15 protein-coding genes and 2 pseudogenes are annotated in these 16,094 nt (G+C 73.9%); 6 read left to right on the forward strand and 11 right to left on the reverse strand.

From position 1 onward, the window contains the following. Positions 1–9: 9 nt before the first annotated feature. Positions 10–1,557 (forward strand): ArnT family glycosyltransferase, encoded by a 1,548-nt coding sequence (locus AB0761_RS09140; protein WP_377268464.1) that lies wholly within the window; start codon positions 10–12, stop codon positions 1,555–1,557. Positions 1,558–1,592: 35 nt separating this feature from the next. On the opposite strand, the gene AB0761_RS09145 is transcribed toward AB0761_RS09140, so the two are convergent. After that, positions 1,593–2,453, reverse strand: coding sequence for an aldo/keto reductase (locus AB0761_RS09145; RefSeq protein ID WP_377268465.1), 861 nt, complete (start codon positions 2,451–2,453; stop codon positions 1,593–1,595). Positions 2,454–2,561: 108 nt separating this feature from the next. Between AB0761_RS09145 and AB0761_RS09150 the strand changes: the two genes are divergently transcribed. The 3 genes and pseudogenes from AB0761_RS09150 to AB0761_RS09160 all read left to right on the forward strand — a co-directional run bounded on the left by AB0761_RS09150 (position 2,562) and on the right by AB0761_RS09160 (position 4,668). Next, entirely contained in the window at positions 2,562–3,497 is a 936-nt protein-coding gene (locus AB0761_RS09150; RefSeq protein ID WP_377268466.1) for a LysR family transcriptional regulator, read from the forward strand. Between the two features lie 183 nt (positions 3,498–3,680). Continuing rightward, positions 3,681–3,815 (forward strand): annotated as a pseudogene (locus AB0761_RS09155) (ATP-binding protein); the annotation flags it as partial. Between the two features lie 310 nt (positions 3,816–4,125). After that, entirely contained in the window at positions 4,126–4,668 is a 543-nt protein-coding gene (locus AB0761_RS09160) for a hypothetical protein (RefSeq protein WP_377268467.1), read from the forward strand. A 53-nt stretch (positions 4,669–4,721) separates the two neighbouring features. On the opposite strand, the gene AB0761_RS09165 is transcribed toward AB0761_RS09160, so the two are convergent. Further along, positions 4,722–5,429: an aminoacyl-tRNA hydrolase gene (locus AB0761_RS09165; protein WP_377268468.1), complete on the reverse strand. Its 708-nt coding sequence runs from the start codon at positions 5,427–5,429 to the stop codon at positions 4,722–4,724. Positions 5,430–5,486: 57 nt separating this feature from the next. On the opposite strand from AB0761_RS09165, the gene AB0761_RS09170 reads away from it, so the two are divergent. After that, on the forward strand, positions 5,487–5,918 hold the full coding sequence (locus tag AB0761_RS09170; RefSeq protein WP_377268469.1) for a GNAT family N-acetyltransferase: 432 nt from the start codon (positions 5,487–5,489) through the stop codon (positions 5,916–5,918). A gap of 16 nt (positions 5,919–5,934) precedes the next feature. Here the strand turns inward: AB0761_RS09170 and AB0761_RS09175 are convergent, their stop codons facing one another. From AB0761_RS09175 to AB0761_RS09215, 9 genes and pseudogenes are all read right to left on the reverse strand, one after another. Next, entirely contained in the window at positions 5,935–6,357 is a 423-nt protein-coding gene (locus AB0761_RS09175; protein WP_377268470.1) for a DUF3291 domain-containing protein, read from the reverse strand. A 115-nt stretch (positions 6,358–6,472) separates the two neighbouring features. After that, positions 6,473–7,360 (reverse strand): hypothetical protein, encoded by an 888-nt coding sequence (locus tag AB0761_RS09180; RefSeq protein ID WP_377268471.1) that lies wholly within the window; start codon positions 7,358–7,360, stop codon positions 6,473–6,475. 110 nt (positions 7,361–7,470) lie between these two features. Then, the gene (locus AB0761_RS09185) at positions 7,471–8,388 is read right to left on the reverse strand and encodes an ABC transporter permease (RefSeq protein WP_377268472.1); all 918 of its coding nucleotides are present in this window, start codon (positions 8,386–8,388) and stop codon (positions 7,471–7,473) included. Further along, positions 8,381–9,307, reverse strand: coding sequence for an ABC transporter permease (locus tag AB0761_RS09190; RefSeq protein WP_377268473.1), 927 nt, complete (start codon positions 9,305–9,307; stop codon positions 8,381–8,383). Before AB0761_RS09190 ends, AB0761_RS09185 begins: the two co-directional genes overlap by 8 nt. Next, positions 9,308–10,917 (reverse strand): annotated as a pseudogene (locus AB0761_RS09195) (ABC transporter substrate-binding protein). It abuts the gene before it with no gap. Then, positions 10,914–12,425, reverse strand: coding sequence for a M20/M25/M40 family metallo-hydrolase (locus AB0761_RS09200; RefSeq protein WP_377268474.1), 1,512 nt, complete (start codon positions 12,423–12,425; stop codon positions 10,914–10,916). Before AB0761_RS09200 ends, AB0761_RS09195 begins: the two are co-directional and overlap by 4 nt. Continuing rightward, positions 12,418–13,245, reverse strand: coding sequence for a M55 family metallopeptidase (locus AB0761_RS09205; protein WP_377268475.1), 828 nt, complete (start codon positions 13,243–13,245; stop codon positions 12,418–12,420). Before AB0761_RS09205 ends, AB0761_RS09200 begins: the two co-directional genes overlap by 8 nt. Positions 13,246–13,471: 226 nt before the next feature. Beyond that, positions 13,472–14,347: a MurR/RpiR family transcriptional regulator gene (locus AB0761_RS09210; protein WP_377268476.1), complete on the reverse strand. Its 876-nt coding sequence runs from the start codon at positions 14,345–14,347 to the stop codon at positions 13,472–13,474. After that, positions 14,344–15,249, reverse strand: a complete 906-nt coding sequence (locus AB0761_RS09215) for a hypothetical protein (protein ID WP_377268477.1) — start codon at positions 15,247–15,249, stop codon at positions 14,344–14,346. The genes AB0761_RS09210 and AB0761_RS09215 overlap by 4 nt, the downstream gene beginning before the upstream one ends. A gap of 144 nt (positions 15,250–15,393) precedes the next feature. Between AB0761_RS09215 and AB0761_RS09220 the strand changes: the two genes are divergently transcribed. Beyond that, on the forward strand, positions 15,394–16,068 hold the full coding sequence (locus AB0761_RS09220) for a helix-turn-helix domain-containing protein (protein WP_377268478.1): 675 nt from the start codon (positions 15,394–15,396) through the stop codon (positions 16,066–16,068). Positions 16,069–16,094 lie beyond the last annotated feature (26 nt).

Raw genomic sequence — 16,094 nt, forward strand, 5'->3', positions numbered from 1 at the left:
GCTGGCCTCGTGGCGCAGACTGACCCGGGATCACAGGAGCCGTCGCCCGTCCTCGACCGGGGTTCCGCCGGAGTGTCCGCGGAGCCCCGGCCGCCGGATCCCGGGCCGCCGGCGACCGGGCCCCGCTGGGCCGCGGCGGCGACGGTGCTGGTGCTGCTGCTCCTGGCGGGCCGGTACGGGTACCACCGCGATGAGCTCTACTTCCTCCAGGCGGGCCGCCACCCGTCGTGGGGCTATCCGGACCAGGGCCCGTTGACGCCGCTGCTGGCGCGGCTGGCGGACCTGGTCGCCCCCGGCAACCTGTATGTGCTGCGTACACCCTCCGCGCTGATCGCGGGCGGCTGTGTGCTGCTGGTGGCGGGGATCGCCCGTGAACTGGGCGGCAGCCGGGCCGCCCAGACGATGGCGGCCTTCCTCACCGCGACCTCGGCGATCGCGCTGGCCGGCGGGCATCTGCTCTCCACCACCACCGCCGATGTGCTGGTGTGGCTGGTGGTGCTGCGCTGGACCGTACGGGTGCTGCGCACCGGGGACACCCGATGGGCGCCGGCCGTCGGCGCCGTCCTCGGGGTGGGCCTGCTCAACAAGGACCTGCCGCTGCTGCTGGGCGCCGGGCTGGTGATCGGCGTGGCCTGGGCCGGGCCGCGTACGCTGCTCACCGACCGGCGGATCCTCACCGGCGCCGCCCTCGCCCTGCTGATCGCCGCACCCAACCTGGTGTGGCAGGCCGCGCACAACTTTCCGCAGCTGCGGATGGCCTCCGCCATCTCCGGCGGGGACAGCTCCTACGGCGGCCGGCTGACCGGTCTGCTGCTCCAGCTGGTGATCATCAGCCCGTTCGCGGTGCCGGTGTGGGTGGCCGGTCTGCGGGCGCTGGAGCGCCGCCCGGAGTGGCGCTGCTACCGGGCGCTCGGCCGGACCGCGGTGGTGGTGTACGCGATCGTGCTGATCACCGGCGGCAAGGGCTACTACGACGCCCCACTGCTGCTGGCGCTGACCGCCGCGGGATCGGTGCGCTTCGCCGTGGGCGGCATCGGCCGCTGGTGGGTCCGGGCCGGGGCGGTGGCGGCGCTGGTCTCGGCAGCGGTGATCTCACTTCCGGTGATCCCGGCGGACCGGCTGCCCGGCGCCGTGGTCGCCGTCAACTACGACGCCGGGGAGACCATCGGCTGGCCCGCCTTCACCGACTCGGTCGCAGCGGTGTTCCGGTCCCTGCCCGCCCAGGAGCGGGACCGCGCCGTCATCCTCACCGCGAACTACGGCGAGGCCGGGGCGCTCGCCCGCTACGGCCCGGCGGCCGGCCTGCCGCGGGCCTACTCGGGGCACAACGGCATGGCCGACTTCGGCAGGCCGCCGAACGGCACCGATGTGGTGATCGCCGTCGGCTGGGACCACCCCGACCAGTTGCAGCAGTGGTTCTCGGACGTCCGCGACGCCGGCCGGATCGACGAGCGGGTCGATGTCGACAACGACGAGAACCACGGCACCGTCCGGGTGTGCCGCCACCCCCTGCGGCCGTGGTCCGAGCTGTGGCAGCAGATGCGGCACCTCGGCTGACGCCGCACGGGGGTGGGGCACGGGTCCTGCCGCGGTCAGTGCGCCGCGTCCAGCTCCGCCAGCTCGGCCGGGTCCAGCACCAGGTCGGCGGCGGCCGCGGAGTCACGCGCGGTCTCCGGCCTGCTGGAGCCGGGGATCGGGATCACCACGGGCGACTTGGCCAGCATCCAGGCCAGGCAGACCTGCTGCGGGGAGACCCCGTGGGCCCCGGCGACCCGGGCGAAGGCGGCATGGGTGGTGCCCAGCCCACCGGCCCGGGAGATGCCGCCCAGCGGGCTCCAGGGCAGGAAGGCGATGCCCAGCTCGTCGCAGAGCTCCAGCTCCGGCTCGCTGGAGCGGAACTCCGGGGAGAACTGGTTCTGCACCGAGACCAGCCGGCCGCCCAGGATCTCGTTGGCCAGCCGGATCTGCTCGGGATTCGCGTTGGAGATGCCCGCCATCCGGATCTTGCCGGCGTCCAGCAGGTCCCGTACCGCACCGACCGAGTCCGCATAGGGGACCCGGGGGTCGGGGCGGTGGAACTGGTAGAGGCCGATGGCCTCGACGCCCAGCCTGGACAGCGAGGCCTCGCAGGCCGCCCTGAGGTGCTCGGGCGAGCCGTCCAGCGTCCAGCGGCCGTCACCGGGCCGCAGATGGCCGCCCTTGGTGGCCACCAGGACGTCGCCGCCGCGGGCATGGCCGGAGAGCGCCTTGGCGACCAGGGACTCGTTGTGGCCGACCTCGTCGGCGTGCAGATGGTAGGCGTCGGCGGTGTCGATCAGGGTGACCCCCGCATCGAGCGCCGCATGGACGGCGGCGATCGAGCGGGCCTCGTCCGGGCGGCCCTCGATGGACATCGGCATGGCACCGAGCCCGATCGCACTGACCTCGGTGTCGCCGATCCGGCGGGTCTGCATGGTCCTTGCACCCTTCGTCGCGCTGGTGGACGCTGCCAGCCTCTCCCCGCAACCGCCTGCCGTCCAATAGAAGAAAGCGAAGGCACTGAGCAGCTACGCTGCACAATCATGGAACTGCGCCATCTGGAGTACTTCGTCGCCGTCGCCGAGGAGCGCCACTTCACCAGGGCGGCCCAGCGGCTGATGGTCTCCCAGTCCGGCCTGTCGGCGTCGATCCGGGCGCTGGAGCGGGAGCTCGGCGCCCCGCTGTTCCTCCGCACCACCCGCAGCGTCGAGCTGACCGGCGCCGGGCAGGCCCTGCTGGGCGACGCCGCCAGGGCGCTGGCCAGCGTACGGGCCGCCCGGGAGGCGGTGGCGGCCGTGCAGGGACTGCTGCGCGGGACCCTGTCGGTGGGCACCGAGCAGTGCATCGCCGGGGTCGACGTCGCCGCGCTGCTGGCCCGGTTCCGTGCCGCACACGGCGGAGTGGAGGTACGGCTGCGGCAGGCCGGTTCCGCGGCCCTGGTGGAGGATGTCGCGGCCGGCCGGGTCGATCTGGCGTTTGTCGCCCTGTGCGGGGCCGCCCCGGAGGCCGTACGGCTGATCCCGCTGGTCCGTGAGCCGATGGTCGCGGTCTGCCGCGCCGACCATCCGCTGGCGGACGCACCACAGGTGACGGCGGCCCGGTTGGGCGGCGAGGCCTTCGTCGACTTCCACGCCGACTGGGGCACCAGGGCGGTGACGGACCGGCTGTTCGCCTCCGCCGGGGTCGACCGGCAGGTCGCCCTGGAGGTCAACGATGTGCACAGCCTGCTGGACCTGGTGCAGCACGGTCTGGGCGTCGCCGTGGTGCCGCTGGCCTACACCCGCAAGCCGCAGGCTGCGGAGCTGCGCACGCTCCCGCTGGCGGACGCCGAGGCCCACGGCTGGCAGGTGGCGGTCGCAGTGCCCGCCGACGACCGGCTGGGCCCGGCCGCCCGTGAGCTGCTCTCCTGTCTGGACGCGGCACCGGCCGGGGGACGGGAGCCCGGGCGGATTCTCCAAGGCTGCTCCAAGGTCCGCTGACCGTCGCCCTGAACTCCGCCTGGTCTGCTGGCTTCGGGGCAGCGGGGCAGGGGTCACCGCCCGCCCTCGCGGCCCGGCTGGTCGCGGGCCGGGCGCTCCGCCTGGTGTGCCGGCTCACCGAGACGGTGGAGTATATGACGGACACTCAGGACCTGGGAGCAGGGCCGCTCGCCCGCGGCCCGCTCACTGCCCGGCTCCGGCCTGGGGCTCGCCATCGTGCGGCAGGTCGCCAAGACGCACGGCGGCGGCGTCGCCGCCGAGCCGCTGGAGCGCGGAGTGCGGATGCGGCTCTTCCTCCCCGTCCTGGCACCGGGGTGAGCCCGGGCCGCACCGGCCCCGGGTGATCGGCCTCTCGGCCGACGGGCGCGGGGCTTGTATGCTGCTCAGCGCTTCACAGAGTCGTAGCCCCCTGCCTCTGCATCGGAGGCGGCACCCGACCCGCACCCCACGACTGCGAAGCGTCCGGCACGGGAACGTATCGCCCCGGGCCTCGGGGCCGACACCGGCGGACGCTTCACGGGACCGCGGGCCGCCGGGGATCGACGACGACCGGTCTGCCATGCGTCCGGGACGGAAGGCCAGTGACTCCCCCGCGGGCCGACGCCCGCGATGCCTTTCAAGGAGACCGGTGAACCGCAACGAACAGCACCCCCGCAGCGCCCGACCGGGCCGTCCGCGCACCCGCCGACCGCTCACCACCACCCTTGCGCTGCTGCTGGCGGCAGCCGGCGTCGCGGCCGGCACCACCGCGTGCAGCGGCGACGCCACACCCCCGCCGGTGGTCGGCGGCCAGAGCGCGCCGGCGGTCGCCCCGACGTCGGTGGAGTCGGTGTCGCCCCAGCTCGCCGCCGCCCGGGCGGCCGCCTCGGCCTCGCTGAAGAGCGTCAAGGGCCGCGGCAACGCGGTGGGGGACGTCCAGCTCTCCGGTGTCGACGAGGCCACCGCCCATGGGCATCCGGCCGCCACCGTGAAGATCACCAACCACACCGCCCAGGCGGCCTCCTATGCCGTCCAGGTGGACTTCGCGGACGGCGCGGGCACGGTGGTGGAGAGCGCGGTGACGGCGCTCGACGATCTCGGCCCGGGGCAGACCGCCACGCTGCTCACCTTTGGTTCCAAGGCCACCCAGGCCGGCACCACGGCCAAGGTCGCCAAGGCCGAGCGCCACTGATGTGCGGCCGGGCCCGGCCGGCGCGCGGTCGCGCCGTCCCGGGCCCGGCCGGGTCAGCGGCGGGCCGCCCGCAGCGCGGGCAGATCGGCGACCACGGTGCAGGAGCCGGGGGCGATCTCGGTGAAGCCGGCGTCGCGCACCACCGGCAGCCCGCTCTCCACCAGGGCCGCCCAGCCGACGGACTCCGCCGTGCGCACCGCGAGCGCAAAGCCGCTCGCCGCCCAGGCCGCCCGCTCCCCCTCGGTCAGTTCCCACCAGGCCAGCTGGGCGGCGTGCCCGGCCTGCGCCATGGTCTTGCCGGCGCTCATCTCCAGCCCCGGGTTGAGCCAGAGCACCGGCGTGCCGGGGTCCGGGGCGGGCGGCGGCGCGGGGTCGTCCAGGTCCGTACCGGAGACCTGGAGCCTGGCCAGGTCCTTGGGCCAGGCGTCCAGCGGTACGGGCGGGTAGACCCGCACCTCGGCGGCGTCGCCGGTGACGGTGATCCCCGGCAGGGCCTCGGCCCGCCGCCACTCGGCGCCGCGGGCCCGCCGCACCACCTTGCGGATCCGTGCGTCCTGCCAGGCCTCCACCACCTCGGTCCACTCGCCGCCGGTGGCCCTGGGGTCGGCCAGCAGGGTCAGCACCGCGCGGGCGGCGGTCTCCAGGGCGTCGGTGCGGCCGGGGGGCTCGGCCCGCTCCAGACGGACCACCAGCGGAAGCACATACTGCGGCGCCGCGTCGCGGGCGGCTGCCGGCGAGGGCTCGTCGAAGGGATCGGTCACGCGCTCAAGAATGCCAGCCGCGCTGCGCCGGTCGGGCGGCCGGTAGGCTGACCTGCCATGACCGCAGGCATACCGGCCGGGTACGGGATCGACACCGACCCGGCGCGCATCGATCGGGCTCTGGTGCACCACTGGCTGTCCACCGACGCCTACTGGGCACTGGGCCGCAGCCGGGAGACCGTGGACCGGGCCGCGGACGGTTCGCTGAACTTCGGGGCCTACGACGACTCCGGCAGCCAGTGCGGCTACGCCCGGGTGGTCACCGATCTGGCGACCTTCGCCTGGCTCTGCGATGTCTATGTCGACCGGGCGCACCGGGGGCGGGGGCTCGGCCTGGCGCTGGCGGCGGCGGTCCGGGACCATCTGGCGCCCTACGGGCTGCGGCGGGTGCTGCTGGCCACCGGGGACGCCCACGGGGTGTACCAGCGGGTGGGTTTCCGGCCGCTGGCGGATCCGCAGCGGTGGATGGTGCTGGGCCAGGAGGGCTGAGCCGGACGCCGGCCCGTCAGCTGCCGGGCGGGTTCTCGGCCTCGGCGACGCGTCGCCGGGCCTCCTCCCAGTCGACCGGCAGGTCGGTGTCGGGAAGGGTCCAGGAGATGAAGACGGGACTGACCGTGCGGCGGCGGAAGCGCCGCATGGCGTCCACATGGGGCCCGCCGCGGACGAAGGCGTCCAGGGCGGCGTGGTCGCGCCAGGCGGAGAGCGTCCAGAGGGTTCCGGAGCGCAGTTCCGCGGCCAGCGAGACGCCCAGCGCCCCTTCGGCGGCCAGTACCCGCCGGCGGAGCGCCAGCGCGGCGAGCAGGAAGAGCGGCAGCGAGCGGGCGGGGTGCAGCCCCAGGCGGGTGGCCAGCACCACGGCCTCGGCACCGGTGGGAGCGGCCCCCGGGGTGTGCGCATCCGCGGGCTGTCTCCAGGGCAGCGTCGGCATCGGCTCCTCCTGCGGCGGTGCTGCGGGGCCGCCGTGGGGGCGGGCGGTGCGGGCGGCGGCCCCAGCTTGCCGGAACCGCCGCCCCACCACCAGATGCCGTACGGCGGGCCCGCCGTCAGGCGACCAGGTCCTCGGGGAGGTCGGGCAGCGGATGCCCCAGGGCTGCGGCCAGGGCGGTGGAGAGCGGCCTGACCAGCTGGTGGAGGCGGATGCTCGGGCCGGTGCCCAGCCGTTCCCAGGGGGCGAGGGCGAGCCGGTCGGTGAGGTCCTCGACACCGTGCCGTACGGCCAGGCCCTCCTCGGTGAGCCTGCCGTCGCCGTCCAGCAGCCCGCGGTCGGCCAGCCGGCGCTCCGCGGCCTCCCAGTCGGTGTCGGACCAGCCGCGCCGCGGCTGGAGGGACGCCCGGACCTCGCCGCCCTCGGCGGTGATGGCGACCAGCGCCTCCACCGCGTCCAGGCCGGAGCGCAGCAGGGCGGCATTGTGTCCGTCGCCGCGCCACTCGCGCAGCGTGGTGACGGCCTGCCAGAGCCTGAGGTGGGGTTCCTCGGGGAGCGGCAGTGCGGCGTTGGCGGCGCCCAGGGGGCGCCCGGCTGCGGTGCAGGCGGCTGCTGCGGCGGCGGCCAGCTCCGCCGCCTCGGCGATCTCCGGGGATTCGACGACCCGGTCGCCGAGGAGTGCCCGCAGGGCGGCGTCGGCACCGGCGAGGCGGGCGCCGAGGATCTTCCCGGGGTCCGCCCGGTCCCAGACCACGGGGATGGAGCGGGCGATCAGTGCGGGGCTGAAGTGGTAGAAGATCGCGTCCACGACCGGGGCGGTGACCGCTCCCAGCGGGGCGGCGCGTCCGGCGAAGTAGACCGCCCAGGGGTGGGTGATGCCGTACGGCCGGAAGGCGGCTGCGGACTGCAGGGCCAGGATGGAGCCGGTGTGGTACGGGTCCAGGACGTCGCGCAGGGCGCGGGCGAGACGCAGTTCTGTGGGGCGCTGGGGCTGCTGCTCGGTCACTGACGGCTCCTCGGTAGATGGACCGATGAGCATCATAGAGTGAACATTTCACTCCCTCAATGATTCTTCGGCAACGCCGTACCGCCCCGGGGGCGCGCCCCTGGACGGCGTCAGCGCAGCCGGGGGTCGAGGGCGTCCCGTACCGCGTCGCCCAGCAGCAGGAACGACAGCACCGTCACCGAGAGGAAGAGGGCGGGGAAGACCAGCAGATGCGGGTGGTCCGCATAGAAGTCCTGCGCCATGTTCAGCTGGAGGCCCCAGGAGACGGTGGGGTACTGCAGTCCCACGCCCAGGTAGTCCAGCGTGGCCTCGCCGGCGATCACATTGCCGACGTTGAGCATCGCCACCACAAAGACCGGCGCGAAGGCGTTGGGCAGGATGTGGCGGGCCATCAGCCGCAGCGGCCCCGCGCCCAGCGCCCGGGCGGCGAGGACGAAGTCGGCCTCCCGTACCGCGATCACCTGGGAGCGCATGATCCTGGTCATGGTGGTCCAGCCGAGCGCCACCAGCACCAGGGTGATCGCCCAGATGCCGTGCCCGGGGAAGGCCACCAGGATCACCGTGGCACCGAGGACGAAGGGCAGGCCGAAGAAGATGTCGGTCAGCCGCGAGACCACCGCGTCGACCACCCCGCCGAAGTATCCGGCCATCGTGCCCAGCACCACCGAGACCGCCAGCGCGAAGACCGTCACCGCGGTGCCCACCACCAGGCTGGGCCGGGCCCCGTGCACCACCTGCGACCAGTAGTCGCAGCCCTGGACGTCCCAGCCGAACGGATGCCCCGAGGCCGGGCCCTGCTTGGCGCGCAGCAGATCGCACTGTTCATTGGGCCCCAGCCGGGCGAAGAGCGAGGGGACCGCCGCCATCACCGCGGCGAGCACCAGGATCACCATGGAGCACCAGAACAGGGGTCTGCGGCGCAGCTCGTACCAGGCGTCGCCGCCGCGCCGCCGGGCCGGCTCGGCCGGCGGGTGGCCGGGTTCGGGCAGCGGTGCGGCGACCGGGTCCAGTGTGGTGGGTTCACTCATGGCGGATCCTCGGGTCCAGGACGCCGTAGAGCAGGTCCACGGCCAGGTTCACCAGCAGGAAGACCAGCACCAGCGCGGTGGTGGCGCCGACCACCACCGGGCCCTCCTTGAGCTGGATGGACTGGAAGACCTGCTGCCCCACCCCGGGCAGGTTGAAGATGCCCTCGGTCACCACCGCCCCGGCCATCAGCGAGCCGAAGTCCACCCCCAGGAAGGTGACCACCGGGATCAGGGAGTTGCGCAGGGTGTGCACCACCACGGTGCGGGTGCGGGTCAGCCCCTTGGCCGTGGCGGTGCGGACATAGTCGGCGCGCAGGTTCTCGATCAGTGTGGTGCGGGTCAGCCGGGCCACATACGCCAGCCCGAAGGAGCCCAGCACCATGCCGGGCAGCAGATAACTGGTGGGCCACCCGTCCTCGGTGCCCGCGGTGGGCAGCAGCTGCCACTTCAGGCCGATCAGCAGCTGGGCGGTGTAGCCCACCACGAAGACCGGCACCGCGATCACCAGGGTGGTGCCGGCCAGCACCGCGGTGTCCACCGCCTTGCCGCGGCGCAGCCCGGCGATGACGCCGAGGACGGTGCCGAAGACCAGCTCGAAGAGCCAGGCGGTGACGGCCAGTTGGGCCGTCACCGCCCAGCGGTCGCGCAGCAGGTCGGAGACGCTCTGCCCGGTGAAGGTCTCACCGAGGTCGCCGCGCAGCAGCCCGGCGAGGTACTTGCCGTACTGCACCAGCAGGGGGTCGTCCAGGTGGTAGCGCTGGTGCAGCGCGGCCAGCACCGACGGTGAGACCGGCTTGTCGCCCGCCAGGGCCCGCACCGGGTCTCCGGGCAGGGCGAAGACCAGGGCGTAGATCAGGAAGGTGGTCCCCAGGAAGACGGGCACCGCCTGGAGCAGCCGCCGCGCGGTGTACCGCCACATCTACTTCACGCTGATCTGGTCGAGGTGGAGGGTGATGTAGGGGTCGACCTTGACGTCTCGCAGCCGGTCGGAGTAGGCGGAGTAGTCGGTCCAGTTCCACAGCGGCACCATCGGCATCTCTCCCAGCGCGACATCCTCGGCCTGCTGGTAGAGGCGGATGGCGGTGGCGGAGTCGGCCGCCTGGTTCGCCTGCTTCACCAGGTCCAGGAACTTCGGGTTCTGCCATCCCATCTTGTTGCCGTTGCCCCACATCGGCTCCAGGTAGTCCTGGGCGTTGGGGTAGTCCATCACCCAGTTCTGCCGGTACGGCCCGCTCTCCTTCTTCCCGGAGAGGGTGGAGGAGTAGTCGGCGGCCGGGATCTTCCGGAAGGTGATCTGCTGGATGCCCAGGTTCTGCTTGAGCTCGTTGGCGACCGCGGTCATCCACTGCTCGTAGGTGGCGTCGGAGTTGGCGAACCACAGCTCCAGCGGGCCGTTGAAGCCGCCCGCCTGGGCGAGCAGCTGCTTGGCCTTGGCGGGGTCGTAGGTGCAGGCCTCACCGCAGGCGTCCTTGCGGTAGCCGGGGACGTTGGGTGCCAGCAGCGAGGCCATCGGCTGGTAGGCGCCGTTGTAGACGGCGTTGACGATGGCCTTGCGGTCGATCGCCATGGAGAAGGCCTTGCGCAGCCTGGGGTCGGCGAAGCGCTTGTCGAAGACCGGGAAGCCCAGGTAGTCCATGGTGCCGCTGGGGGTGTCCAGCAGCCTGTCGCCGAGCAGCCGCTTGGCCTCCGGGATGTGCGCGGGCGGGATGTTCACCATGTAGTCCACCTGCCCGGCCTGGAAGTCGGTCCAGGCGGTGTCCTTGTTGGCGTAGATCTTGAACTGCACACCGCCCGCCGCGGCCGGCCGGGGGCCCTTGTAGCCGCTGTACTTCTTGAGCGCGATCTGCTGGTTGTGCTGCCAGTCCCCGTCCATCTGGAAGGGGCCGTTGCCGATCGGGTGGACGTCGAATTCTTGGGGTCGCTGAAGGCGGCCTTGGGCAGCGGCGCGAAGCCCATGTAGGAGAGCGTCATCGGGAAGGGGCTGAAGGGGGCGGTCAGCTTCACCGTGAAGGTGAGGTCGTCCACCACCTTGAGGCCGCTGAGGGTCTTGGTGGCCGGCGCCGACTTGCCGTCCTCCGGGTTGAGCGCCGGATAGCCCTCGATGTTGCCGAAGTAGTAGTTGTTGGCCCAGCCGTTGGGGCCGTACGCGGCGGCGTTCCAGGCGTCCACAAAACTCTGCGCGGTGACCTTCTCCCCGTTCTGGAAGCTCTGCCCGGCCCTGAGCTTGACGGTCCAGTTGCGCTGGTCGCCGGAGGTCACCGACTGCGCCGCCTGCATCACCGGATGGCCGTCCTTGGGGTCCAGGACCACCAGGGTGTCGAAGACACCGTTGAGCACATCGATGGAGTAGCTGCTGGAGGTGTTGCCCGGGGTCAGATGGTCGGGTTCGGTCAGGGCGACGCTGTACGAGGCGTCCGCACCGGTGGCGTCCCCCTTCCCCTTCCCTCCGGAGCCGCCGCACGCGGTGGCGGCGAGCAGAGCGGCGAGGGTGGCGGCGCCCCAGCGGACGGGGCGGACGTGCCTGGTCATGGAACCTCCGGGGGCAGAGTTTGATGCCAAAGAACACCACCGGGGGTGGCCCGAGGCAACGCCTCGTCAGCAATGTTTGCCCTCAACGAACACCGGACAACCCATTCGGCCCACCACATCCCTCCCCCGGCCGCACCCGGCCGCCCGCAGACGGCGTCCCGGGCCCGGCGCACGGGCCTTCGGGCGGGCGAGCGGTCGGTGACCGCCCGGGCCCCCGGGGCCGGGCAGCGGACCGGCGTCCGTCCGCAGCCGTGCGGCCCGGTACGCGCACGGCCCCCGGAGGGTGCACCGCCCCGCCGGGTGGCTGTGCGCAGCGCGGGGCGGCGCTGCTCAGCCTGTGGGCGGCGCGGCGGCGAGCAGGGCCGCCAGCAAAGCGGCCGGGGGGCCAGTGCGTCAAGGCGGATGTGCTCGCTGCGGGCATGTGCGCCGCCGCCCTGCGGTCCCAGCCCGTCGAGGGTGGGAACCCCGGCGGCGCCGGGCCAGTTGGTGTCGCCGGCCCCGCCTGCCGGGCCCCCGGTGAGGTTCAGCCCCAGCCGGGCGCCGAGCGCCCGTGCGTGGTCCATCAGGGCGCGGTCCGAGCCGGGCTGCCAGGCGGGGCGCCGGGAGAGGACCTCGGCGTGGATCCTGGCCCCGGCCCGGTGCGGCGGCAACGTGGCCAGCAGCCGCAGCGCCTCCCGCTCGGCGGCGGCCTCGGTGAACCGCAGTCCCAGCTCGGCCTCGGCCCGTCCGGCGACCACATTGGCCCGGGTGCCGCCGCTGATCCGGCCGACGTTGACGGCGTTGCCGGGGCGGGCCCCGATGCGTCCGCGCAGCTCCAGCAGCTGGTCGGTGAGCTCGTCGATCGCGGAGACGCCCCGGGCGGCCTCCAGTCCGGCGTGGGACTCCCTGCCGGTGACCTCCAGCCGGATGCGGGCGGAGCCGCGGCGTGCGGTCTTCAACCCGCCGTCGGGGTGCGGGGGTTCCAGGCCGAGGGCGGCGGCGGCGCCCGGCAGGTGGCGGGCGACCAGCCGGCCGCCGTCGGGGCTGCCGACCTCCTCGTCGGAGAGGACCAGGGCCACCACGGGCCGGGCGCAGCAGGCCCCGAGTTCGCCGAGCAGGGCGAGGGCGGTCTCCAGCACCACCAGGCTGCCCTTCATGTCGAAGACCCCGGCTCCGGTGGCGGTGCCGTCGCGGTGTTCGCGGTAGGGGAGTTCGGCGGTGCTGCCGGCCGGCCAGACGGTGTCGTGGTGGGCCAGCACCAGCAGATGGCCGCCGTCGGTCCGCCCGTCGAGCCGGGCCACCAGGTGGTCGCCGTGTGCGCCGGGGATCCGCTCGACCTGGGCTCCCGCCGCGGCGAGTCCCCGGGTCAGTTCGCCGGCCAGCAGGTCCAGCCGGAGGGCGTCGCCGGAGGGGGACTCCAGGGCGACCAGTTGGGCGAGCCGGCGCCGCATACGCCGTTCCCTGGCGCGGGCGGCGGCGGGCAGTCGGGCGCAGAGGCCGTCGGGTTCCTCGGGTTCGGGATCAGTCATAGTCGGGCTCCCGGGCGGCCGCGGCCACCTGGGTGAGGGCCCGGAAGCAGCGCATTCCGTCGTACATCCGCTCGCTGGTGAAGGCCACGGTGCGGGGGCCCTCGGCGCTGACGGTGGGCACGGCGGTGCAGGCGTCGGCGAGCTGGGTGGCGTCGAACTCCAGCTCGAACCGCCAGGGGCCGCGCGGCACGCTCTGCGGCCGGCCCACGGCCTCCAGTGCGCCGGCTGCGGCCTCACGGATCAGCGAGGCGGTGCGCGCCGGCGGCAGGCAGACCGCGGCGTAGCGGCTGACGCAGGTCTTCACCGCCACGGTGCGCGCGTGCGGAGCCCAGTCGGCGGCCTCCTTGCAGGTGAGGTCGTCCCCGGTGACCAGCACCACGGGCACTCCCGCCTCGGCGGCGAGCAGCGCGTTCAGCCGGCCCTCGGAGGCGGGCTCGCCGTTGATGCGCAGCTGGAGGAGGCCGCTGGGCATATAGGTGTGGGACAGCACACCGGGCTCGCCGCCGCCGGTGTGGTAGCCGACAAAGGCCACCGCGTCGGCCTCCAGCACGCCCTCCATCATGCCGAGCGGCTTGTGCCGGCCCGTGAGCATGGCGGCACGCGGGTCCAGCTCCTCCAGCAGGATGTTGCGCATGGTGCAGTGCGCCTCGTTGACCAGCACCTCGTCGGCACCGGCGTCGAGGAACCCCTGCACTGCGGCGTTGGTGTCGGAGGTCAGCATCCGGCGCAGGCGGTCCCACTGCTCGCTGCCGGGGCGGACGTCCTGGGGACAGGTGACGCCGCTGGCGCCCTCCATGTCTGCCGAGACCAGAATGCGCATCAGCTTGCTCTCCCTCTCTGCCCGGCACGGTCGGCGGGCGGTCACCGCGGTCAGGGTCTGTGCGGAGCGGGTGCGGTCCGGCCGTACGGACGCTGCCGCGACCGGGCCCCACGGGTCCGTACCACGTCCTGCCGGAAGTAGCGGCCGGAGCCGAAGAGGTCCCCCGGCAGGGTGAACCTGACCGGTCGGGCTTCGGCCGGGGGACGGTCGCGGCGCGGGGGTGCCGTCATGGCTCCCGGTAGACGGACAGGGTTCTGGCGATCTCCTCACGGCGCGCCAGACGCCGCCGGGCGCCCTTGGCCCGGGCCCCGACGACCAGCGACAGGGCGTGCACGGTGGCGGCGACCGCCGTCGGGGAATCGGTGAAGGAGGTGGAGGCGGTGACGGCCACCAGGGCGTAGTCGCTGAGCTCCGCCAGCGGACTGTCCGGCGCGTCGGTCACTCCCACCACCGGTACGCCCTGGTCGCGCAGCGCCCGGACCAGTTCCAGCGTCCCGACGCTGTAGCGGCGCAGGCCGAAGGCGACGGCGACATCGGCCGGTCCGGCGTCCAGCAGGGCCTCCACGTCCCGCCCGCCGCAGCCTCCGACGACGGTCACCTGCGGCAGTACCGCCGACAGGTCGGCGGCCAGCAGCTGGGCGAAGGCATAGGACTTGCGCTCCCCCAGCAGATAGCGGCTACGGGCGGCGACGATCACCGCGGCGGCCAGCTCCAGGGTGTCGCCGGCCGCCAGGTGCTGGAGGGTGTGGCGGACGTTCTCGGCCTCGTGGTCGGCCGCGCGGCCCACCAGGTCGCCACTGTCGCTGCCGTTGACCCGGGCACTGTAGCGCTCCTCGGGGGTGCGAAGCTCCCGGTCCTGCTCCTCGCGGACCCGCCACTGCAGCTCCGCCATACTGGCGAAGCCGGCCAGCTCCACCAGCTCGCTCAGGGCCCGGTAGGGGGCCGCCGAGGCCCGCAGCAGGTCCTCGGCCGGGCGCAGCGCGGAGCCGGGGTAGTCCTCCAGGAGCAGCCGGGCGAGCCGGCGGCCGTCGTCGCCGAGCTGGTCGGCGGCGTCCTGGAGCAGTTGGCGGGGGTCGGACCACTGCGAGGCGAGACCGTTCACGGACTCCTCCGGCGGAAGACATAGACGGCCAGGCCGTCGGTGGCGCGCGGGCAGGAGAAGGCCTCCCAGCCCGAATCCAGCAGGCCGGTGAAGGACGCGGCGACCCGCTGCTGGAGTGCACGGGCCCGCTCGGGCCCGTTCAGCTCCCGCCAGCGCGCCCAGTCCGCGGGCACCGGAAGGCAGGCGGTGGCGGGCCGCACCGGGGCCGCCGCGGCGGGACCGGCCGCCGGGTCGGGCTCGGCGGCCGCGCCGTAGGTGATCCGCACCCGGCCGGGCTCAAGCCCCTCGGCCCGTACGGCAGCGGGGCGGGCCCGGCCGCCCGCGGCACGGGCGAGCACCCGCTCGTCCATCAGATCCCAGTCGACGATCAGCCGGTCGGTGGCCAGTCCCCGGTCGCGCCCGGCGGCGGCGTCGCCGTAGAAGTCGGGGACGAAGGTGCGCACCACGCCCCCGAGGACGTCGGTGTTGAAGCGGGCGTTGCGGGCCCGCAGCGGGTCGAAGGCCCAGCGCAGCAGGCCGATGCCCATGGCGAGGCAGGCCCTGCGCTGACCCATCTTCAGCGCCTGTCCCAGGCCGCGGCCCTGGAGCTCCGGCTCGACCACGGCGACCTGGGAGTACTGGTACAGGGTGCCGGTGCGTTCGTCGCGGGAGAGGAAGCTGTACGCGAACCCCACCGGGTCGCCGGGTTCCTCGTCGCGGTAGGCGCCGATCACCAGGCCGCTGTGGCCGCCGAGCGCGGAGAGCAGCCGGGGGGTGACCGCCTCCTCCCGCGGGGCGATCTCGAAGACCCGCCGGTAGAGCTCGACGCAGGCCTTCAGCTCGGTGCGGCCGGCGGTGCGGACGGTGAAGCCGTCGGGGGTCCGCAGATAGCTGCGGTGCTCCTGCGGTGCATGTGACTGCACGTCATCTCCCCGACCGCATCGGTGCACTCCTCGTGTCCCTCGATGTTTTCCCACGGCGAAATTGCCCGTCAAGTGATGCCCCCAGGGACCCGCTGTAGTTTGCTGGCGTCGAACAAGACGTCGGAAGCAGCTGCGGGAGGCGTTGTGAGTTCGACCGGTACGGCGGGGACATCGGCAGCGGAGCAGTCGGCGAGCGGTGGGCCGGCCCCGCTCCCGGCGGACGGGGGCGTCGGCCCCGGCGGGAGCCAGGAGGACGCCGAGCGGCAGGTGGCGGAGCAGGTGGGCGCGTCGGTACGGGCGAGACGCCGCTCGCTGGGGCTGACCCTGGAGGCGGTGGGCAGACGCACCGGCCTGTCCAAGAGCTTCCTCAGCCAGGTGGAGTCCGGCCGGACCAACCCCACGCTGGGCACTCTCACCCGGCTGTCACTCGCGCTGGGCGCCACCCCGGCCGCGCTGCTGGGCGGCCCGGCCGATCCGGGCCCGGCCGACCGCCCCCCGGGGGCGCCGCCGGCCACCACCCGCCGTCCGGCGCGGCCGCGGGCCAACTGGCCGGTCGGCACCGGACGGACCTATCCGCTGACGGCCCCGGGGACGCACCGCTTCGAGGTGGTGCTGTGCGACGGCACCCCCCGCCACCACGAGCAGCCGGTGCAGCACCCCGGGGAGGAGTTCTGCCATGTGCTGTCGGGCGCGGTGCGGGTGGAGGTGGGGACGCAGAGCTGTCTGCTGCACACCGGTGAGTCGCTGCACTACGACAGTTCGTTACCGCATCGCATAGCGGCCCAGACCGGGACGACCCGTTTTCTGCTGGTGATCTGAGGCGCCGTCCGGTGGGGTGGCCGCGC

Source organism: Peterkaempfera podocarpi, assembly GCF_042466665.1.
Lineage (GTDB): Bacteria > Actinomycetota > Actinomycetes > Streptomycetales > Streptomycetaceae > Peterkaempfera > Peterkaempfera podocarpi.